This window comes from Haloferula rosea (genome assembly GCF_016595525.1).
In the GTDB taxonomy this organism is placed as follows: domain Bacteria; phylum Verrucomicrobiota; class Verrucomicrobiia; order Verrucomicrobiales; family Akkermansiaceae; genus Haloferula; species Haloferula rosea.
In genome coordinates, this window is record NZ_JAENII010000001.1 from 54,381 (window position 1) to 74,591 (window position 20,211).

A 20,211-nucleotide genomic window follows, 5' to 3' on the forward strand; every position below is an offset into this window, starting at 1 on the left:
GGTTCGGGTCAGCCGGTCGGGGTGAAGCCCATGATGATGTCGAAGCGGGCGGCGAGCTCGTTGACTTTCGAACCTTTGACCGGGGTGAAGTCGACGATGACGGAAGCGCGTTGATTGGCGTCCTTGATGTTCTGGAGCAGGCCATCGCGGGCATTCTGTTTTTCGCCCTTGATGTAGCATTGGGTGGTCCACTTCTTTCGGCCTTTGATCTTCACGGCGAAGTGGATGTGCGGCGTTCGACCGGGATAGGAGACGGGCTTGATGGTGCGGAAATAGTATTCGCCTGTGGTGCCGGTCATGAAGCGACCGAAGCCCTGAAAGTTGGTGTCACGTGCGTTGTGGCGGTTGCTGCCCTTGTGAAGGTAGACGCCCTTCTGGTCGACCTGCCAAATCTCGACGAGGGCGTTTCGAATGGGCTTGCCCGCTGAGTCGAGGATTCGCCCGCTGAGATGGGTGATCTGGCCGAGAGCGGGGGTCAGGGCATCGTTGATGACGATCAGGTCGTTGTCGGTATCCAGCGGGAGATCGACGGGATAGAAGGGGCCTTCGGTCTGGCGGGGTGTCTGGAGGAGGGCTTCGGCGTAGGCACCGGGGACCCAGAGGCCCGCGGCTGTCGCGGTGAAGCCACGTAAAAACCTCCGCCTTTCAATCGAGCTCATGGAGATGGAACTCCGCCCGGACGTGGTTTTGTCTGTGAAAACGGAAGGAGGGCGTTGCCAGATCAGTCGCTGTTCGACAGGCGGATGAATTCGCGAGGGGCGCCGGATGGGGCGATCGTCACGGTGCCGGTCGAGCCGGCCGGGATGGGGTTGCTGCCGATGGAGAGACGTCCGGTATCGATGTCGTCCCAACTGCCAAGGGTGCTGGAGGTCTCCGCCACGAGCGGTGCGGCCGTTCCCCCATTGGGCAGGAGAATTTCGAATCCACCGGGAACGAGCTCGGATGGACGGGGAAGGGATGGGGAGGCATCGGTGACGCCGTCGTAGCCCAGCGCCCATGCGATGCCGTTGCGAACCCCGTCGCCGTTGTTGTCATCGTCGGCGGGTGCTCCGGGAATCGAGTTCTCAATGGTCCAGGCGATGTATTCGCTGAGGGGGACTTCCGCGGAGCCTTCGAGCTTGATGGTTCCCACGGCGCGAATGGTGACTTCCTGACCATCGGTTACCGTGACTTCGGTGATGTCCACGGGGATGGTGACTTCAACGTCGAAGTTCTTGGTCAGTGCATTGGCACTCGTCTCGGTGAGGGTGATCGTTCCCTCTCCGCTTCCGCTTCCGGTGAAACTCTCGGTGGGCGTGAAGCTGATGTTGATGGGAATGGTTCCCACGATGAGGGCGGAGATCGATCCAGCTGCCTGTCCTTGATCGATGGTGAACTGGTGGAGCGTCGCATCGAATTTGCCAGTGGCAGGATCGACGGGTGCGGGGGGATTCGGAGTGCTGACGGTTCCGCCGAGGTTGGTCAGGTTGACGGTGTAGCTTCCGACGAAAATGGTCCGCCCGCTGAAGGTGGTATCCGTTCCCTCAATACGCCCACCCGTCAGGGAAAACTCCTGTGTGGTGCCGGCGGCTGGGTCCACGTCCAGAGTGGCCATGATGGGTTGGCCGGGCACGCTGGTGAGGGTCGATGTCGCGGTGTCGGCGGGGAGCACCGGGGGATTGATCGTCAGGGCCAGTTCGTTGAATCCGGATTCTTCCGACAGCGTCAATGGCGTCGTGACCGGGATCGCGACGAGAGGGCAGGTGGTGAGTGCGAGGAGGAGGGGGGCGCGCATGGGGGGCGGATATTCAGGGTTGGGGCGGCACGAACGAAGGCTCCCGAACGGGTCCTACGGGTTCAGCCAGTGGTTCAAGATCTCGACGGCTGCGGCCTGGTCAATAATGGCTTTCTGCTTTTTTGCGTTCCGGCCTGCTTCGCGCAGCTTGTGGGCCGCATCGACGGTGGTCATGGACTCGTCAACGTATTCCAAGGGGAGCCCGGGCAGGCGCTTCTTCAGTTTGTTGGCGAAGTGGCGGACCTTCAGGGAGGCGGGGCCTTCTTCGCCGTCGAGATTCAGAGGCAGGCCGACGACGAGGATCTTGATCCCGCGGTCTTCCACCAGCGCGGCGATCCGTTCGATCGGGTCGACCTTGCGGACGTCGATGGTTTCGACCGGATGGGCGAGGATGCCCAGTGGATCGGTGGCGGCGATGCCGAATCGCGCATCGCCGTAGTCGATGCCCAAGGCCGGGTGAAGGTCGGGGTTCACTGGGGTTCTCCAGGGGGGCTAGAGCAGTTCTTCAGGCAGGTGCGCGGACAGCTTCTTGATGGCATCCGCCTGGTGACGGTTGGCGATGAGCAGGGCATCATCGGTCTGCACGACGATGAGATCATCGACGCCGAGCAGGGCCACGTGGCTTCCCTTGCGTGCGTTGAAGACGATGTTGTGATCGGAGTCGATCTGTGAAACGGGGCTGTTGACCTGGTTGTCATCGCCTACGGTGTCGAGGTACTTGGCGACCGAGATCCACGATCCCACATCATCCCAGTCGAAGGATGCTTCGATGTTCATGACGCGGTCGGCCTTTTCCATGAGGGCGTAGTCGATCGAGATCGGGGTGAGTCCCGGGAACCGCTCGGTGACGGTGGTGTCCAAGTCGGATGAATCTCGAAGTTCACCGATGAAGTCGGCGAGCTCGGGGCTGTGGGTGGCAAGCTGGGAGGTGACGGTCGGGATGGACCAGACGAACATCCCGGCATTCCAGCAGAATCCTCCCTGGGCGAGGTATTCCTCGGCTTGCTCGGTGCTTGGCTTTTCGCGGAAACGGGTCACCTCGGCAGGCGGGTGGGTGCACTCCAGGCCGTCGATCTCCGAAGCTACACCGCGCTCGATGTAGCCGTAGGACGGGCATGGCCATGTCGGCTTGATCCCGATGGTGACGAGACCGTCGGACTTCTCGGCGGTGGCGATGGCGTCGCGCATGACCGAGTGGTAGGCCTCCGTGTCCTGAATCAACTGATCCGCGGGAAGCACCAGCATGGTGGCCTCCGGGTCGCGTGCGGCGACCAGGCCGATACCGAGTGCGACGGCGGGGGCGGTGTCACGCTTGGCGGGCTCCGCGTAGATGTTTTCGGCTGGCAGCATCGAGGCAACCTCGCGCACGGCCTCCACCTGGAGTGAGTTGGTGAGGATGAGGATGTTTTCAACCGGGACGAGCCCTTCGAGACGCGAGATGGTCTGCTCCAGAAGGGTGTCGGTGCCGAACAAATTGAGAAGTTGCTTGGGGCGGGCATTCCGGCTGAGGGGCCAGAATCGGGTGCCGGATCCGCCGGCGAGGATGAGTGCGTAGGTCGAGGGCATGAGTCGTTCGGTAATCTGTCGGCGACTGTAGGGGGTGGGGCGTGGGCGAAAAGCCCGAATCGGTGACGGATGGGGGGGCAAATGCCTGTCGGCATGGTCCGGATTACCAGTGGTCGTGCAGATCTTGTCGGCTGCGGCGTCGCTCCGCCCGGTGCTGGATCTGGCGGAGTTGCTTCGGGGTGAGTTCCTTTTCGCGGCTCAGCCACGGTTTCGGCACGTCGCCGGCCATCAGGCAGCCGAGGGGTTGGATCTCGGTGACGATCTCCGCCAACCCGAAGCGGGCGATCTGGGCTTTCACCGACTCGGCGTTCTTGTAGGCGATGGGGGTTTCGCCGAGGTCGGGTTTGCCGCAGAACCAGCGCACGTCGATTCCATCCGTGCTGCTCTCGATGGCATGACGCCGTGCTGCTTCATCCCGGAAGCGCTTCCTCAGGGCGGTGCGCGACACGTTCCGGCCTGCGCCGTGGGGGGCGAAGGAGAGGAACTCGTCCTGATCCGCCCCGAGGACGAGGAGGATGGGCTCGGCCATGTTCAGCGGGATGAGGCCGAGCTGTGGGCGGCCGTCGGGATCCTTCCATGCCGGCGTGGCTCCCTTGCCGTGATAGAACATGTCGCCGCGTTTCCAGACGAAGTTGTGTTCGTTGCCCACTTCGGCCACGGAGCTTCCGCCGATCCGTGCAAGGAAACGCCGGTGGATGGCGCGGTGGTTTGCCTTGGTCCATCGAGCGACGTATTGGAGTGCGTCCCAGTAGTCCCTGCCTTCCGGTGAGTCGGCATCGATCCACGCGGCGGCGTCGGGGATGGGTTGGCCCTTGTGGCCGACGTGTTTCATGGCCACGGCCTGGCCGCGTTTGAAGACGTGGGCGCCGAGGCTGCGTGAACCATGATGGGTGACGAGGACGCGATACTTCTTTGTCGAAAGCCGAGCCGCCAACTCATCGTGGCGGGCCAGCCGAAGCAGCGCGATCATGGCCGGGGTAACTTCGGTTTCACCAAGGAAGGCGAAGTGATTGCCGTCGCCCTGGTCGGCGATGTGCGCATGGGCACGGTCCCTCATGCCGTAGAGAAAGCGGTTGCTCCAGACGTTCTCGTCGAGCACGGGATCGTGGACGAGGTCGTCGAGATGTCGGTGTCCCGGCCCGAAGCGGGTGGATCCCGTGAGGGCATCGAGTTCCTTCGCGACGCTACTGCGTTCCTCGTAGAACGTGGCGAACATCGAGCAGCAGATGTCGGAGGAGTGGGCGGAGGGGATGATGGCGTTCTCGACGGCAATGGCGCCGCCGACCGGCATGCCGGCCTTGATGGGGCCGGTCGGGCAGGCATCGGGCATGATGGCACCCCTCGCGATGACGGGAGTCCTGAGTAGCTCGCTCATGCTCTTCCTGACCTTGGCGAGGTTGGCCTTCTCATCCTTGCCTGTGGCCTCGATGGCTTCGGCGCAGCCGACCGGCTTCGTCCGCATCGCGGCCTTCGGTGGTGGCGGCGCGAAGTCACGCTTGAGCAGCTTGAGGGCATACTTCTTGTCCGAGATCCCGCGGGCTTCGTATTCGTCGATCTTCTCGAGCATGAGTTTGAACGCGGGACCGGGTTCGTAGCCGGCGGCGATCAGGTCATCTGAGGTGAGTGGTTTCATGGTGGTGGGATTGCAGGGAGCTAACCTGATGGGGGCTATTTCGGGTGGACGGCCATCCAGTCGTCGTCGATCAGGCCGTAGTTGACCCGGTCGAAGAGTTGATTGCCGCGTTGGGCACCCAGTCGTTGGGTGCCCTCATGGGTGAGGCCTGCCTTCTGCATGACCCGACCTGAGGCCGGATTGTGGGCAAAATGGCAGGCCCCGATGCGCCGAAGTCCGAGGTCTTCGAATCCAAGGCGCAGGACGGCTTGCAGGGCTTCGGTGGCGTAGCCATTTCCCCAGAAGGGAACGCCCAGCCAGTAGCCGAACTCAGCCATGGGTGCGGTTTCGTTTCGGTGAAGACCGATGCATCCGATCAGCTCTCCGGTGTCACGCAGGGTGATCGCGAAGACCTGATGGGGGTGATCGTCGTCGTAGGTGAGGAGGCGGTCGATCCAGTCGATCGCTTCGGTATGGGCATAGGGGTGGGGGATGAGGGTGGTCATTTCGGCCACCCGGTGGTCGCTCACCCAGTGGGTGACGGCTTCGGCGTCGTCCCTTCGGAAAGGGCGGAGCGTCAGGCGCTCCGTGTGTAGAATTCGCTTCATGATGGGATGGAGGGTAGGGAGGGGAGACCTTTGTCTCCCCTCCCGGTGCTTGGTTCAGATGAAGTGCTCCCAGTCCTTGATGCCCCAGGAGTTCCGGATCCGCGCGGTGGCGGGCACGGGCATGGGGGTTCTGGGGACGGAGAGCAGGCGGAGGCCGGCTTCTTCGGGGGTGAGGGACCCTTTGCGGGTGTTCACCTTCCGGTCGGCGAGGACGCAGTTCTCCCAGCAGTCCTGTCCGCCCCGCGAACGGGGCAGGATGTGGTCGATGTTCGCTTCGTCGGGCCGGAGTTCCCTGCCGCTGTACTGGCAGCGCCCGCCGTCGCGTTCCCACAGGCCGCGGAACCCGAAGACGGGTCGGACCATGGGGACCCGGGCGTAGCGGGTGAGTACGATGACTGTAGGAATCCGGACCCTGCCATGGGGAGTTCCGATGGCGGGCGCGGTCGCGGGAATATCAAGTTCACGCCAGTCCTCCCAATCGAAGGGTTGGACGGAGGTGTCGTCGATACGCAGGGCCCGTGCGCTGCCGGTGGCGAGATGGCCGAAGGCATCGACAGGGGTGATGGCATCGATGGCGAGCCAGTGACGGTTCAGGACGAGAACGGTGGAACGATGGAGGATGGGGACGGTCATGGGGTGGGTGTGGAGTTGGGGTGACCTACCGGATTCGAACCGGTGCCGCCGCGCTCACAACGCGGGGTGCTGCCGCTACACCAAGGTCACCATGGAGTGGGATGATTGCTTCGAGGGCGCAGCTCTCCCGTGACATGAAAGATATATCTTTCCTGATTCAGGATGGATATATGGTTCGAGTCCTTGTCGGGTGCCGTCCGCCCTCCGGGCGGAGGTGGATCAAGAATGACGAGTGTGAGTTTTCAGTGGATTGGCCGCGTGGGCCGACGGGAAGATTGAGGGTGGGAGATTTCGAGTGGTGGGTTCGGGATGCAAAAAAGCCCTGATTCCGAGGTGGAAGCAGGGCGGCTTGGTGGAGTGTCCTAAGCGATTGTCCGGTCAGTGGACTGACCTGGCCCTGTTTCCGTGGAGTTCCGGATGCATTTCGAGAATGTAGCCCGAATCTTTCGGGGTCTCGAATCCGCATGAATCCCAGCAGCGCACGCATCCCAGACCGATGGAGAATCGGGTGGTCGTGCTGATGTTGGATTGCGGTTGGGTCATCGGATTGGAAGTTGGGTGGGGCGGTGGATAGGAGGTTTGTGGAGATGAGTCAAGTTGTGATTATATCTTTTCCTGAGATAGTGTTATCATGATGGATTGATATGAGTCCCGGGATGGTGCCTCCATCATTGGTGGCTTGACTCGCGCCGACGCATGCTCTTGTTTGGCCGCGCTTCACTCAATGTTGAGAGCCATGCGTGTCTTCCTGATTCATTTCTCCCGGCCGTCGTCCCATCCCTGAAGGGGTGGGGATGTGCCGTTGAGTGACCGCCGCGATGGCGGTCGAGGAAATGAACTTTTGAAAAGCCGCGGAACGATCGCGCCCACAGGACGGGCCCGGCACCGCGCAAGATAACAATGAAACTTCACGAAGTGGAGGAGGTGCGTGCCTGCCTGTCGAAGGGGCGGACACTCTTCTCCTATGGAAAAGACTGGTATGCCGTCGAGTTGCTGAAGCTGTGCGTGCGCGGCGAGACCTCGGTGGCAGATCTGAAGCAGTCCGCATTCGGCAGGCTGTTCGACAAACAACGGGTCCGGCAATGGTTCGGGTCCCTCGGCAAGACGAAGGTATCCAGGGAGGATCTGGAATTGCTGTGGCCGGAGGAATGGGAGAGCTATCGATTGAAGCTGGATGCATTCGACGGCTGGACCCAAACGAGCCGGAAGGGCGACCAGGCCTGGAATCTGGTCCTGCAGCTGAACCTCAATGAGGCCGATGCGCGGCTGATGGATGCCCAGTTCGAGGACAGGAGTGATGATCCCTTTGAATGGGCCTGTCATCCGGTTCACGAGGGTCGTCACCGCACGCTGGCTTGGGCGAGGATCGATCTCGATTGGGAATCCGGCGAAGCGCTGATCGAAGAGGTGCAGAATGACCGCCTGAGGGAGGTGAAACTGCTTCTTGATCGCGCCCGCAGCCTGGAGCTTGAGGAGGTCGATCGATGGGGTGTCACGGTGAAGACCAGCTTTCTCGAGCACTACTGGGAGAAACGCCTGCGGCTCTCCCGGGCGGTCTGGGATGAAGCGATGGTGTGTGCGACGATTCGGTTCATCGTGGGAGAGCTGGGGTTGCGCAGGGTGTTCTTCCACACTCCGGAAAGTGGCAGGACCTACAAGGACTACGGGTATTCAGAGCCTCCAAGGTCGGTCTATACCGATCTGCCGAAGAAGTTCTGCTTCAAGCGGGTGGCCGAGATGCCTGAGTTCCTGCGCCGTCGCTTCAAGAAGCGTCCGCAGGTCGACTTCCAGCTGCTTGAGTTCTAACAGTGCGTCGCTATCGGGCATGATGATGCCCGGCAGCGTCCGTTTCGTGGCTGGGATTGATCCGGTGGGGCGGGTGTCGTCCCCCTTGCGGTTGTCGAGGTGGTGGGCTAGAACCGCGCTGTGACGGCATGGCAAGCAGCGGAGGACACCATCAGGCAGTGTTTGGAGCAGGGGATCCGCGAGTTCGTGGTGTGTGCGGGTGCGCGCAATGCGGTGCTCGTGGAGGTCCTTGTACAAGCGGAGAGCGCCGGGCATGTCACCTTGCGGCGTCATTTCGAGGAGCGCTCGGCGGGGTTTTTCGCGCTGGGTCGGACGATGGCCAGCGGTGAGCCGTGTGCGGTGGTGACCACGAGTGGAACGGCGGTGGCGGAATTGCTGCCGGCGATGGTCGAGGCCCGCTATCAAGGGCGGCCATTGGTTGCCTTGACGGCGGATCGCCCTGCCTCCTTCCGGGGTAGCGGGGCACCGCAGTCGATGAATCAGGTGGGGATTTTCGGCGAGCATGCGGGCAGCGGGGATCTTTCCGGCTGGGACCGACGTTCGCCTTGGCATGTGAATGTGGAACTCGAGGAGGCCTTCGAGCCGGGTGTGCTGGAGCTCGGGGGTGCGATCGTATCGCGAAGTGAGGCGGACTGGCCGCGGCTGGCGGTGGCTGGCCTGGCGCGCTGGATGAAGGATGATCTGTATCGTGGCCTCGTGGTGATGATCGGTGGCCTTGAGCCCGAGGACCGGGAGGACGTATTTCATTTTCTGCATGAACTCGGTGCGCCGGTGGTGGCCGAGGCGACGAGCGGTTTGCGTGAGGCGCTTGCGGGCCTCGTGCTTCCGGATCCGGATCGGATGCTCAAGGCGATGCCTCCGGGAAAGGTGTTGCGTCTCGGATCCGTGCCGAGCGGCCGGTTCTGGCGGGATCTCGAGGACTTGCCGGATGTGGAGGTCTGGAATGTCAGCCGGAGTGGCTTTCCCGGGCTGGCACGTGAGTCCTTCACCATCACCGGTGAGGTGGGTCGCGTCGTGCGGGCGCTCGGCGAAGCGGAGGAGGCGGGCGATGCGCTCGACTACCTTCCTCGTAGTTCACGCCGGTTTGCGGAGATCGACGAGTTGTTGGAGGCCTATCCGGACAGCGAGCCGGGCCTGCTGAGGACGCTGTCGCACTATGCGGCGCTGGGGTCCGGTGTGTTTCTCGGGAACAGCCTGCCAATCCGCGAATGGAACCTGTTTGCCCAGCGCGATCGCCCGGTGCCGGAAGTGAAGGCCAATCGGGGCATGAACGGGATCGATGGTCAGGTTTCAACTTGGTTCGGCGTGAGTGCCGCGCGCGAAGACGCGTGGTGTATCGTGGGTGACCTGACGGCGCTCTACGACCTGTCCGCGCCGGCCATGCTGGGTCAGGTGGTGACCAAGGGTCGGGTCCTCGTGGTGATCAACAATGGGGGAGGTGCGATTTTCGGACGGGTCCCTCGACTTCAGGCGATGGGGCCGCGGGGAAAGGAATTGATGATGAACCCTCACGCGGTGTCCCTGGAAGGCTGGGCGGCGATGTGGGGGATGCGTCACGTGCGGATCGCGACCGTCGAGGACTTCGATCTGCTCGAGACCGATGACGGCATGCTGCTGGTCGAGGTCGTACCTTCGGCGTCAGAAACCGAGCATTTCTGGCGCAAGTGGGACGAGATGTCCTGAGTTGGCTCCAGCTGAGGGTGGTGGCTTCGCGGGACGGGTTGCGTTGACGGCTCGGCTGTTTGCTTGAGTTCGGTTCGTTCGAATGCGATCAATGGGACCATGAGAGCGATTCTTCTTCTGCCGGTTCTGATCTTTTGTTCATGCGCGACTTCCGGCCCGAGCCCCGATGGCAAGGTCCGCTACGTGTGCCATTGCGGACCGGACTGCGACTGCAAAACGGTGTCCGACGAGCCGGGCAAATGTGAGTGCGGTGAGTACCTCGTGCCCGAGTGACGGACGCGATTCGGTCAGTCACGGGAAGCCTGGAATTTCTTCCAGAAATTGAAGAACCCACCCGTGGCGAGTGGTCGGAGGTCCAGGTCCTCCGGTCGGTCGACCAATCGGAGTGACACGTCGAGCTCGCGGAGTTTCGTCCGAAGGTCCGGGAGTTGATCATGAAGAGGGCCGACCTCGGGGCGGAGGGCGACGATCTGGCCTCCGCGATGGTCGTTTGCCCATTGGGTGAGCGATTCTGCGAGCGGTCTGCGGGTGTCGACTTCGGCTGAGGTTTCGAAATGTTCCTCCGAGCGCCGGGCACCATCCTGGATGGCTCGTTCGAGCCACTCGATCTTTCCCGGCGCGAACCGGTGTTCCTTCCACCCCGCCCGATTTCCTGCCGCGATGATGTGATGGGGTTTGAGCGAGGAGAGCGGACCTTGTTCGGTGAGCAGGTCTTCTTCATGGAGCCACAGGGCGATCGGTCCGTCGGATGGCGCGTCGGAGTCTTCGAGCGATGGACGGGTCACAGCAGGCTTGGTGACGGCCTCGGGCTGCTGTGGAGTCGGTTTTTCAAGCAGCTCCAGTCCCTCGGCATGCTTCTCGAGCACTTCGGGTGTGAGGTATTTCTCGAGGTTACTTCTCCTCGGGAGATAGGTCTTGCCGGGAGTTTGCAGCCCGGCGACCCATCGCCACGACAGCGTGTTCGATGCCGGGTCGCCATCCAACAGGTGGCGGAAGAAGAAGTCGGCACCGAGCTGCCACGGCAGACGCTCGATGTGGATCCACCATCCGGCGAACCACATCCTCGCATGATTGTGGAGGTAGCCGGTTTTGATCAACTCGTTGGCGAAATGATTCATGATGGCGATCCGGCTTCGCCCCTCCTCGCAGGCGTTGGCGCGCTCGAGGGTTTCGTGATCGGTGCGCCAGTGTTCCAGCTCCTCGAGGTAGGAAGTCCAGACTTGAGGGCGGAGCGACAGCCATGCCTTCCAGTACCGTCGCCAGTAGATCTCTTGGGTGAATTTCTCCACGGTGGAGGCAGCGTATCGTGTTCGCGGCGCCTCGGCGCACTCCGATTCAAGGAGCAGCCGGTGGCGGATGGCGGGGGAAAGCCGCGAGACGTTGGTGTGCCCGGGCACGACGTGATTGCGGTCGCGGCCGTATTTGGAAGCCCGTGGTATGAAGGCCTCGAGCTGTTTCAGGGAGCTGCGCCGGGTGTCGGCGAAGGTGAGATCGGGAGGTGGGATGAGCTCGGCGGTCATGTCAGCACGAGGGCGAAGGTTGAAGGGCTTGGAGACCGGTGGTCCATCGTTCACTGACGCCGTGGACGGCACCCAGGAGAGCGCCGACGACCGCTCCGCGGTGGCAGTTGTCACCGCCGACCATCGCATTGGCGATGATGCCGGCGTCGAAATCATCATGGTATTTCCACGCGAGATAGATGGCGGCGGGAAATGCCTGATCGATGTAGCAAGCGGGGCTGAAAATCGGTCCGATCACTTCTTCATCCGGACGGTTTTCCCATCGTTCGGCCTTTCGGCTTGAGAACCAGTCACCGGCATCCCGCGCGATGGCCTCGCGGAGGGCTTGGCCGGTCTGGATTCCGCGGAGCAGGCGACCGAGGCAATCTGCCGCTCGACGCACGTTGCTGTGCCTGTGGGTGAGGGCCAGGTGTTCGTAGATGGTTTCACGAGGGTCGACGTCTTCGGGCAGGGCGGCGAGCAGGGCGGGGATCTGGGCGAGTCCGCCGATGTGCTTGTCGGAGATCCCGCAGCGAGTGATCGATTTCCCTTGGGCGTAGCGGGTGAAGAATCCGCGATGGTATTCCTCCAGATAGGTATCGCGGTGCCAGCCGGGGGTGAGCATGCATTCGATGTAGCGGCCTGCCCAGCGTTCGGCGTCGTAGCCACCATGATCCTGGACCTGCTGGTGAAGCTCCCGGGCGAGTCGGAAGTTGATGGTATTCTCACCGGCCTCGAGGAGCTGGTGGTAGTGGATGCCGCGCTGGCCCCAGAAGCGTGCTTGTTCGCGGAGGATGTCCCCCTTCTCGTTCAGTGGTGTGTATTCCGAGCGCCAGAGGATGCTGCCGGGATGCGGGTTCTTCGGAGCTTGGTAGTGGTCCAGCGTTCCGTAGTCGCGGCGCAGCGCCTCGCGGTCGTAGTACCAGTGCCCCGGCATGGCGAGGGCGTCGGCGACGAGCGAGCCGAGGTAGGCTTGTTGAAGGATCATCTCGGGTCAGGGTAGTTCGAAAGGCGTGGTGCGCCACCAGAGCTTTGATTCACGGATCGGGGCTTGCGAATGCGGAGAGATGGCCAAGTGTCGACCCATGAAGGAGATTGCGATCATCGGAGGTGGGCTCGCCGGGTTGAGTGCGGCGTGGTCCTTGACCAGGCAGGGTCGTGATCCGGTGGTATTCGAGAAAAGCCGCGGGCTGTCCGGTCGTGCGGCGTCTCGCAGCCGCGGGGACGTGCGTTTCGATCACGGGGCGAATTTCTTCAAACTGGATGATCCGGTGGTGGACGAATTGGTTCGAACCAAGCTGTCGACGAAAGATCTGGTAGAGATCCCGGGGGACGTCTGGACATTCGACGGATCGGGTTCGATCTCGGAAGGGGATCAGGAGCAGAACGCCGAGCCGAAGTGGACGTATCGGCAGGGCATCAGCCAGCTCGGCAAATTGTTGGTCGCGGCCTCGGGGGTGGAGGTGAAACGCCAGACCCGGGTGGCACGAATGGAGCTGGCGGATGGCAAGTGGACCTTATGGGACACCGATGGCGGTGAGCTGGGCAATTTCAAGCAGGTCCTGCTGGCCGCACCGGGTCCGCAGTGCCGCGAGATCATCGAAGCCAGCGCGATGGATGCGTCCGTGAAAGCCGGGTTGCTCGAAGGTCTGGGTCACTCGCAGTTTCATCGGCAGTATTCCTTCATCCTCGGGTATGAACGGGCGCTTGATCGTAGCCGACCGTTTCATGCCCTGGTCAGCAGTCAGAGGGATCACCCGGTGGCGTGGTTGAGCTTCGAGGAGGACAAACCGGGACACCTGCCGGAAGGACAAGGGGCGCTCGTGGTGCAGATGTCGTCCGACTGGACGGACTTGCGGTTGGAGGTGGATCGGGAGGCCCTGTTGGAGGAGGTCCTTCACGAGGTCGGTCTACTGTTGGGAGATGAGTTCCGCAGGCCCGACTGGTGGGACAGCCAGCGATGGATGCTGGCGCTTCCAGCGGCACCTGCTGATGCGGTGGCGCTTCGTGTGGGGCAGGGCTCCAACCTGTTCTTTGCCGGGGACTCGCTGGTCGGGCGTGGCCGGGTTCCATTGGCGATGGCCAGTGGCTTGGAAGCGGCGGAGTGCATGCTCCGCCAGCAGAATCCGATGTCGGCAGGATGAAGGAGGTGAGACATCTGGTGGTGGTCCTTGGTGACCAGCTTGATCCCGATTCGGCGGCCTTCGATGGCTTCGATGCGCACAAGGACGTCATCTGGATGGCGGAAGTGGCGGATGAATCGACGCATGTGTGGACGCACAAGCAGCGCATCGTCCTCTTCCTTTCCGCCATGCGGCATTTTGCTGCCGAGCTGAAGGATCGGGGTTGGCGGGTCGACTACCGCGCTCTGGACCAGAAGGCGCGGAGTGAATCACTGGGTGATGAGCTGCGGAAGGCGATCGAGGAGGGTCAACCAAGCAAGGTGATCCTGGTCGAGCCGGGTGAGTGGCGGGTGAGGGATGGCTTGGAGAAAGTGTGCGATCGATCAGGTGTCGAAATCGAGATTCGCGGGGACCGGCACTTTCTGTCGTCGGTCGACGATTTCAGGAATCATGCCGAAGGTCGGAAAGAACTACGGATGGAGTATTTCTACCGCGAGCTTCGCAAGAAGACCGGGGTGCTGATGGATGATGGCAAGCCAGCCGGTGGAGCATGGAACTTCGACAAGGAGAACCGGAAGTCATTCGGGAAGGAGGGACCGCAGGAGGTGCCGTCCTACCGGGCATCCCCACCGGATGAGATCACCACGGCGGTGATCGAGCTGGTGGAAGATCGCTTCGGGGATCACCCGGGGAGTCTCGATCGGTTCCTGTGGTCGGTGACCCGGGCCCAGGCGAAGCGTTCGCTGAAGCGGTTCATCGATGAAATCCTTCCGCGTTTCGGGGACCATCAGGATGCACTATGGACCGACGAACCCTTCCTGTTTCACTCACTGATCTCGTCTTCACTCAACCTGAAGTTGCTGAATCCCCGCGAGGTGATCGAGGCGGCGGAGGGGGCCTATCGGGATGGGAAGGCTCCCATTGCTGCGGTGGAAGGGTTCATCCGCCAGATCCTCGGATGGAGGGAATACGTCCGCGGAGTCTATTGGCTTCACATGCCCGACTACGTCGATCGCAATGGTCTGAAAGCGGATCAGGACCTGCCAGAGTTCTTCTGGACGGGGGAGACGCCGCTTCCCTGCCTGCGTCAGACAATCGGGCAGACGCTTGAGTTCGGCTATGCGCATCACATCCAGCGGCTGATGGTGACCGGGCTGTACAGCCTGCTGCTCGGGGTGCGGCCGAAAGAAGTCCACGAGTGGTATCTGGCGGTGTATGTCGATGCGGTGGAGTGGGTCGAGCTGCCGAACACGCTTGGGATGTCGCAGTATGCGGACGGCGGTGTCATGGCGTCCAAACCCTACTGTGCGAGCGGCAAGTACATCGACCGGATGAGCAACTACTGCAAGGGCTGCCCATGCAAACCGGGGGATGCGACCGGCGATCGCGCTTGTCCTTTCACCACGCTCTACTGGGATTTTCTCCTGCGGAACGAGGAAGAGCTCTCGGGCAATCATCGGATGGGCATGCAGTTGCGGAATCTCAAGCGCCTCGACGAAGAGCGCCGGGAGGCCATTCGCGGGCGTGCGGAGCAGATCCGTGAGGACCCTTCGTGCAAGACGCTGGTTGAGCAAGCGGGCCTGCTCTGAGCGCTGGCTGCCGGGGCAGGTGAGCCTAGGGGCTTTTTCCAGTTGCTTCCCTCCGTGGCGGCTCTCAAGTAAGTGGCGTGCCGGTGGATCTGAAAGCCAAGCTGCGGGAGGTCCCGCACAAGCCCGGGGTGTATCTGATGAAGGATCGCCTGGGCTCGATCATCTATGTGGGAAAGGCGCGCGATCTTCGGAAGCGGATGTCATCGTACTTCATGGCATCGAAGAAAACCCGCGCGGATCTGAAGACCCGGGCGCTCATCGATACGATCGCGGACTTCGAGTTTCACGAAGTGCGAAATGAGACCGAGGCCCTGCTGCTGGAGGGGAAGCTGATCAAGGACTACCGACCGCGCTACAACATCCAGTTTCGCGACGACAAACGCTTCCTGCTCGTCAAAGTGAAGCTGAGCGACCCGTGGCCGCGGTTCCAGATGACGCGGATGAAGAAGGACGATGGTTCGCGCTACTTCGGTCCATTCGCGCATTCCGGTGCGCTCAAGACGACCTTGGAGTGGCTGAACCGGCGATTGGGTCTGCGCACCTGCCGTCCGCGGGTTCCCGGCGAGACGGAATACAAGCACTGCCACGCCGATGTGATCCGCAACTGTTCGGCTCCCTGTGTCGACCGGATCAGCAAAGAGGAGTACTTGGAGAAGGTCGAAGAGGCATGCCGGATTCTGGAAGGGAAAGGGCGTCGGGAAATCTTCGATGAGCTGGAGACCGAAATGCAGAAGGCGGCCGGGAAGCTGAATTTCGAGAGGGCGGCCCTGCTCCGGGATGTGGTGGAGAATCTGCGGAAAACCTTGAGCCCGACCCGTCAGTTCACGCGTGGGAGGGGGGTGCCGACGACGGTCAAGCCGCTCGAGGACCTGGCGGATCTGGGGGAAGCTCTGGGTCTTGAGGGGCCACCCAAGGTGATGGAATGCTTCGACATCTCGAATGTCTCATCGAATCACATCGTCGCTTCGATGGTCCGCTTCACGGAAGGCCGACCGGACAATCAGAACTACCGGCGCTACCGGATCCGGACGGTGGAGGGACAGGATGACTTTGCCTCGATGGCCGAGGTGGTGCGACGTCGTTACTCACGCATTCTGTTGGAGAACGCCGGGGCGGTGCCGGAGGCGGATGAAAGCCAGGAGGACGTCATCGAGATCCAGCGCCGGCTTGCCAAGGAAGGTCGGGCGAGGATCGTGTTGCCTGATCTGGTGATCGTGGATGGCGGCAAGGGGCAGCTGTCTTCCGCCTTCAAGGAACTGAAGCGCATCGGCCTGCACGACCTGCCGGTGATCGGTCTGGCCAAACAGCACGAAGAGATCTTCAGACCCGGTCGGAGCGAGCCGCTGCTGATTCCTCATGACCGGGGTGCGCTCAAGTTGCTCCAACGCATCCGCGACGAAGCCCACCGATTCGCGAATGGCTACAATGAGCTGCTCTATCGAAGGCGGATGAAGGAGAGCCTATTGGATGACTGCCCTGCCATTTCACCGAAGAAGAAACAGCTTCTGTTGTCGAAGTTCGGCAGCGTGGCACGGATCAGGAAAGCGACGGCAGAAGAACTCTCGGCCATCCCGGGCATCTCGGAGAAGGGGGCGGAGGCCATCCTCGAATGGTTGGGGTGAATCCTTGTGGGATCTCGACACGGAATCCTCACACAATCGCTTCGAACTGCCCGCTCTCTGCGAGGCCGACCAATCGCGATCCCTGTTCCATGGGTGACGCAATCCCCCAAGGCATCCATCACCTTGATCTGTCACCCATGTCCCCGGTCAACATGACCCCTCGGTCCCTGACCCCTTGGAGGGAATCGACGGTGGAGTCGGCATGCACGGGAGAGACTCTCGGGGTAGTCAGGTATCACGGCCCTTCAGGCCGTTTTGTTCCGGCGCTGATTTACCCAAGGCTGCGCCTTGGGCTGAGGGATGTCGGCCCGTTGGGCCTGGTTTCCGCCTTTCGCTGGCATCGCTTGGCCCCTGATCCCTCAGTCCCTGATCCCTTGGGTGGAATGGGCTGGAGTCGCTCCTTGGTTGGGGGTCGGGGGTCTTGGCTGGTCAGGCCGGATGGCCTGATCGAGCGGGCTATTCGTCGTGGTCCTTGTCCTTGGAAGGGGGGGCGGAGACTGTCTTGGCGATGTGCCGGGCAAAGAAGAAGAGCCGGGACATGATCTCGAGCACGCGGCTTTCGAGGCGGTAGGTTTCGGCCCGGTCGGGATCGTTGCTGAGGAGGCGGATGGAAAGGTGCTTGGAGAAGTCCTCGATCTCCTTGCGCAATTCCTTCTTCTGTTTGATCACGCTTCGGGCCTTTTTGTAATCGCGGTCCCTGCAGGCGGTGATGGCATCCCTGAGTGCGCTCTGAACCTTCTTCTCGAGGCGGTCGAATCGCTCGCCGGTTTCGGCACTCACGATCAGTTGGCGGGATTCCCATTCGTGAAGGAACGAACTGAGGTTGTTGCCCAGGGTGTCGGCGACGGCGCGGAGCTGGTTGACGACATCCAGGATCCGGTGAAGGCGGGCACCATCGGCATCGGTGAGGGCCTTGGAAGAGAGTCGGCGCCCGTAGTCGAGGATTTCGACGACCAGCAGGTCGACTTCACGGGCACGCTTGTCGATCTTGGAGACGTCGGGGGGATTCTCCCGTCCGGTGCCGGATCCTGAGGCGTTGACCATGTCGAGGACGAGCTCTCCGAGGTGCCCGGTCTCGAGTTCGACGCGGTCGACCGCGAGGGCGGGGGTGTCGAGCAATCCGGCATCGAGGAAGATTGGCTGGGCGGCCTTCGGCAGGGGGATGGCTTTTTGCGGGATGATCTTGGTGACGAGCTTGGCGAAGAGCCGGTCGAACCAGATGAAGACGAGGGTATTGGCGACATTGAACACGGTGTGGGCGTTCGCGATTTGGCGGGGGACTTCGCGGGCGAGGCGGGCGTCTCCGGTCAGTTCGGAGTGCTGCGGGGAGATCTGACGGATGAAATCGGCGAGATGATCGATGAATGGCAGCCAGACGAGCACGCCGATGACGTTGAAGAGCACGTGCACGGCGGCGGCGCGACGGGCGTCGGTGGGTTTGCCGAGTCCGGCGAGCACGGCGGTGACGCAGGTTCCGACATTGGCCCCGAAGGCGATGGCGATGCCTGCTTCAAGTGTGATGAAGCCCTGGGTCGCGAGCACGATGACGATGCCGGTGGTGGCGGCGGAACTCTGTACGAGGGCGGTGAACACGAGGCCGGCGAGGATGCCCAACAGGGGGTGGGCCATGTTGCGCATGATCGCGATGAACGGGGGATAGTCGCGAAGCGGGCTGGTGGCATCGCTCATCAGGCCCATGCCGAAGAAGATCAACCCGAGTCCCATGATGGCGGTGCCGAGTTGCTTGAGCTTCTCGCGCTTGCCGAGAAACATCAGGCTGAAGCCGACGATGACGATGATCAGGGCGTAGTCGGTGATCTTGAAGGCAACGAGCTGGGCTGTGACCGTGGAGCCGATGTTGGCACCCATGATGATGCCGATCGACTGGGTCAGGGACATCAACCCTGCGGAGATGAAGCCGACGACGAGGACGGTGGTGACCGATGAAGACTGGACGAGGGCGGTGATGACGGCTCCGCTGAAGGTGGCGGACAGGCGGTTGCGCGTCATGTCGCCGAGCATCTTCCTCATCCCGTTGCCAGCGATGGCCTTGAGGGCGCTCGACATCTGGTCGAGCCCGAAGAGGAAAAAGGCCAAGCCTCCGAGGAGGAGCACCGTCATTGCAAACCAGTCCATGAATTCGCAGGCACGCTAGAGCCCAATGCCTCTGCCTGAAAGCTTCAAGAAAGGCGGGTGGCCCCGAATTCACGATGGCTCGTTTTTCAGGGCCTCGGTTCATCTGCTGGAACCAAGGAAGGGAAAGGGTGCGTAGCGGCTTGATCTCCAACAGGATTGACGGAGGGGGGATGGATTGTGGAGGATCCGGACCGTGGCCCTCAGGATCGAGAAAGCGGTGCTCCGCGGTGAGATCGACAACACTGTCGAGGGCACGACGACGGGAATGATCTGGGTGGTGGATCGTGAGGACCCGATTGTTCTGAATCTGGTCGGCGATTGCTGGCGGGATCTGGCCGGAGCAAAGCTGAGTTTCTCGAATCTGAAGCTGACCGATGTGCGGGCGGATGACCTGGCCGTGATGCAGACCGGGGTGGTCGGGGACATCACGGCCAGTCGGAAGGCGCGGGTGCCGACTTGTGATCTCGAGGAGATGGTGGCCTTGCAGGCAGCGGGGAAAGAGGTGCCCACGGTGTGGAAGAATGTGCTTTATCTGGAGTGGTTTTCCGAGGCGAATGGCCGGGTCGTCATTGAAACCACGGACTTCGAGTTGTCGCTTTCCGAGAGCTTGTGGTCGATGGATGGCGATGCGGAGGAAGCCCAGAAGATGGCCAACATGCAGGCGATGAGGGATTTCCTGGAGGGGCTGATCGCGCGGCGCCCGGGCAAATCGACGAGTTCCAGCGAGGACGACGAGTTTGAGTGGGAGCGGCGATTGCGCGACAGCGATCGGATGACCGATGCCTATCAGGAGGTGCTGGAAAAGTACATGGACGACCCGAATGCCCAGCAGAAGGAGGCATTCGTCATGGGTTGGGATGGACTTCTCGGTGCCATGGCCGATGCGGACGATGGGAAGGGCGCCTTGCCCGTGGAAGAGAGAGAATGGACCGAGGAGGATGAGGATGAAATGTTCCGTCCCCACCCCTTGCAGGAGGAGGCTCAGGAGTTGGCGATCCGTGCCTACGACCTGATGCATCGGGAACCGGAGGCAAGTGGCTACGAGGATACGCTGGTGGTCACGGGAACCCTGACGGAGGTCGCCGGCAAGTTGGCGGGGGCCCTGAACGGGACCTACGAGCGGGAGACCGGATACGTGCTCGCCATTCTGAAGCGCTGCCTGGCCCGTCAGAATGAGGCGCTTTCAGCCTGCCGGAGGATTCTTGAGGTGACGGAAGATTTGGATGAATCCCGTGCGATCGAAGCATTCAGGGATGAAATTTTTGCACTGCGGACGAAACTGACCGACATGCGGCAAGAGCTTAAGAGATCTTGATTTTCTGGATTGCCTTGCTTTCTTTCGTGGATATGAGTTTGGCCATGAAGCGCTTGATCATTGTCCTACTGGCAGCGGTGACCCTGAGTTCGTGCAACACGATGATTGGAATCGGGCGGGATTTCCGTCAACTGGGCGAAGGGATGGAGAACAAGGCCCAGGGGCGAAGTTTTGATGGCAGTACGCCAGAAAGCCAGCAGAACGGCAATTTGCCGACCTACTGAGCTTTCGGAGAGGGGGAGTGG

The 20,211-nt window shown here is 61.9% G+C and carries 18 protein-coding genes and 1 tRNA gene; 8 read left to right on the plus strand and 11 right to left on the minus strand.

Annotated elements, in window-relative coordinates; genetic code table 11:
- Nucleotides 1-8: 8 nt before the first annotated feature.
- From JIN81_RS00245 to JIN81_RS00280, 8 genes are all read right to left on the minus strand, one after another.
- Complete coding sequence (locus tag JIN81_RS00245; protein ID WP_200275023.1) at nt 9-659, minus strand: dioxygenase family protein; 651 nt, start codon at nt 657-659, stop codon at nt 9-11.
- A gap of 62 nt (nt 660-721) precedes the next feature.
- Entirely contained in the window at nt 722-1,774 is a 1,053-nt protein-coding gene (locus JIN81_RS00250; protein ID WP_200275025.1) for a hypothetical protein, read from the minus strand.
- Between the two features lie 54 nt (nt 1,775-1,828).
- The gene (ruvX, locus tag JIN81_RS00255) at nt 1,829-2,248 is read right to left on the minus strand and encodes a Holliday junction resolvase RuvX (protein WP_200275027.1); all 420 of its coding nucleotides are present in this window, start codon (nt 2,246-2,248) and stop codon (nt 1,829-1,831) included.
- A gap of 18 nt (nt 2,249-2,266) precedes the next feature.
- Nucleotides 2,267-3,340 carry a mannose-1-phosphate guanylyltransferase gene (locus tag JIN81_RS00260; RefSeq protein WP_200275029.1) on the minus strand — a complete coding sequence of 358 codons (1,074 nt, stop codon included), beginning with the start codon at nt 3,338-3,340 and terminating at the stop codon, nt 2,267-2,269.
- A 103-nt stretch (nt 3,341-3,443) separates the two neighbouring features.
- On the minus strand, nt 3,444-4,973 hold the full coding sequence (locus tag JIN81_RS00265; protein ID WP_200275032.1) for an RtcB family protein: 1,530 nt from the start codon (nt 4,971-4,973) through the stop codon (nt 3,444-3,446).
- A gap of 35 nt (nt 4,974-5,008) precedes the next feature.
- A complete protein-coding gene (locus JIN81_RS00270) occupies nt 5,009-5,560 on the minus strand; it encodes a GNAT family N-acetyltransferase (protein ID WP_200275034.1) in 552 nt (183 codons plus the stop codon).
- Between the two features lie 54 nt (nt 5,561-5,614).
- Nucleotides 5,615-6,193, minus strand: coding sequence for an HNH endonuclease (locus tag JIN81_RS00275; RefSeq protein ID WP_200275036.1), 579 nt, complete (start codon nt 6,191-6,193; stop codon nt 5,615-5,617).
- Between the two features lie 16 nt (nt 6,194-6,209).
- A tRNA-His gene (locus JIN81_RS00280) sits at nt 6,210-6,283 on the minus strand.
- A gap of 810 nt (nt 6,284-7,093) precedes the next feature.
- On the opposite strand from JIN81_RS00280, the gene JIN81_RS00285 reads away from it, so the two are divergent.
- The 3 genes from JIN81_RS00285 (at nt 7,094) to JIN81_RS00295 (ending at nt 9,955) form a co-directional block, all read left to right on the plus strand.
- A complete protein-coding gene (locus JIN81_RS00285; RefSeq protein ID WP_200275038.1) occupies nt 7,094-7,999 on the plus strand; it encodes a hypothetical protein in 906 nt (301 codons plus the stop codon).
- A 120-nt stretch (nt 8,000-8,119) separates the two neighbouring features.
- Nucleotides 8,120-9,682 (plus strand): thiamine pyrophosphate-binding protein, encoded by a 1,563-nt coding sequence (locus JIN81_RS00290; RefSeq protein WP_200275040.1) that lies wholly within the window; start codon nt 8,120-8,122, stop codon nt 9,680-9,682.
- 99 nt (nt 9,683-9,781) lie between these two features.
- Nucleotides 9,782-9,955: a hypothetical protein gene (locus JIN81_RS00295; protein WP_200275042.1), complete on the plus strand. Its 174-nt coding sequence runs from the start codon at nt 9,782-9,784 to the stop codon at nt 9,953-9,955.
- A gap of 14 nt (nt 9,956-9,969) precedes the next feature.
- On the opposite strand, the gene JIN81_RS00300 is transcribed toward JIN81_RS00295, so the two are convergent.
- Both JIN81_RS00300 and JIN81_RS00305 read right to left on the minus strand, forming a co-directional pair.
- Complete coding sequence (locus JIN81_RS00300) at nt 9,970-11,202, minus strand: FAD-binding domain-containing protein (protein WP_200275044.1); 1,233 nt, start codon at nt 11,200-11,202, stop codon at nt 9,970-9,972.
- A 1-nt stretch (nt 11,203) separates the two neighbouring features.
- Complete coding sequence (locus JIN81_RS00305) at nt 11,204-12,169, minus strand: ADP-ribosylglycohydrolase family protein (protein WP_200275046.1); 966 nt, start codon at nt 12,167-12,169, stop codon at nt 11,204-11,206.
- A gap of 97 nt (nt 12,170-12,266) precedes the next feature.
- Between JIN81_RS00305 and JIN81_RS00310 the strand changes: the two genes are divergently transcribed.
- The 3 genes from JIN81_RS00310 (at nt 12,267) to JIN81_RS00320 (ending at nt 16,515) form a co-directional block, all read left to right on the plus strand.
- The gene (locus tag JIN81_RS00310) at nt 12,267-13,325 is read left to right on the plus strand and encodes an NAD(P)/FAD-dependent oxidoreductase (protein WP_200275048.1); all 1,059 of its coding nucleotides are present in this window, start codon (nt 12,267-12,269) and stop codon (nt 13,323-13,325) included.
- The gene (locus tag JIN81_RS00315; RefSeq protein WP_200275050.1) at nt 13,322-14,893 is read left to right on the plus strand and encodes a cryptochrome/photolyase family protein; all 1,572 of its coding nucleotides are present in this window, start codon (nt 13,322-13,324) and stop codon (nt 14,891-14,893) included. The genes JIN81_RS00310 and JIN81_RS00315 overlap by 4 nt, the downstream gene beginning before the upstream one ends.
- A gap of 83 nt (nt 14,894-14,976) precedes the next feature.
- Nucleotides 14,977-16,515, plus strand: a complete 1,539-nt coding sequence (locus JIN81_RS00320) for an excinuclease ABC subunit UvrC (protein WP_325100824.1) — start codon at nt 14,977-14,979, stop codon at nt 16,513-16,515.
- A gap of 456 nt (nt 16,516-16,971) precedes the next feature.
- Here the strand turns inward: JIN81_RS00320 and JIN81_RS00325 are convergent, their stop codons facing one another.
- The gene (locus JIN81_RS00325) at nt 16,972-18,651 is read right to left on the minus strand and encodes a Na/Pi cotransporter family protein (protein ID WP_200275052.1); all 1,680 of its coding nucleotides are present in this window, start codon (nt 18,649-18,651) and stop codon (nt 16,972-16,974) included.
- A gap of 193 nt (nt 18,652-18,844) precedes the next feature.
- Between JIN81_RS00325 and JIN81_RS00330 the strand changes: the two genes are divergently transcribed.
- Nucleotides 18,845-19,966 (plus strand): hypothetical protein, encoded by a 1,122-nt coding sequence (locus JIN81_RS00330; RefSeq protein WP_200275054.1) that lies wholly within the window; start codon nt 18,845-18,847, stop codon nt 19,964-19,966.
- On the plus strand, nt 19,963-20,190 hold the full coding sequence (locus tag JIN81_RS00335; RefSeq protein WP_200275056.1) for a lipoprotein: 228 nt from the start codon (nt 19,963-19,965) through the stop codon (nt 20,188-20,190). Before JIN81_RS00330 ends, JIN81_RS00335 begins: the two co-directional genes overlap by 4 nt.
- The last annotated feature ends 21 nt before the right edge of the window (nt 20,191-20,211 follow it).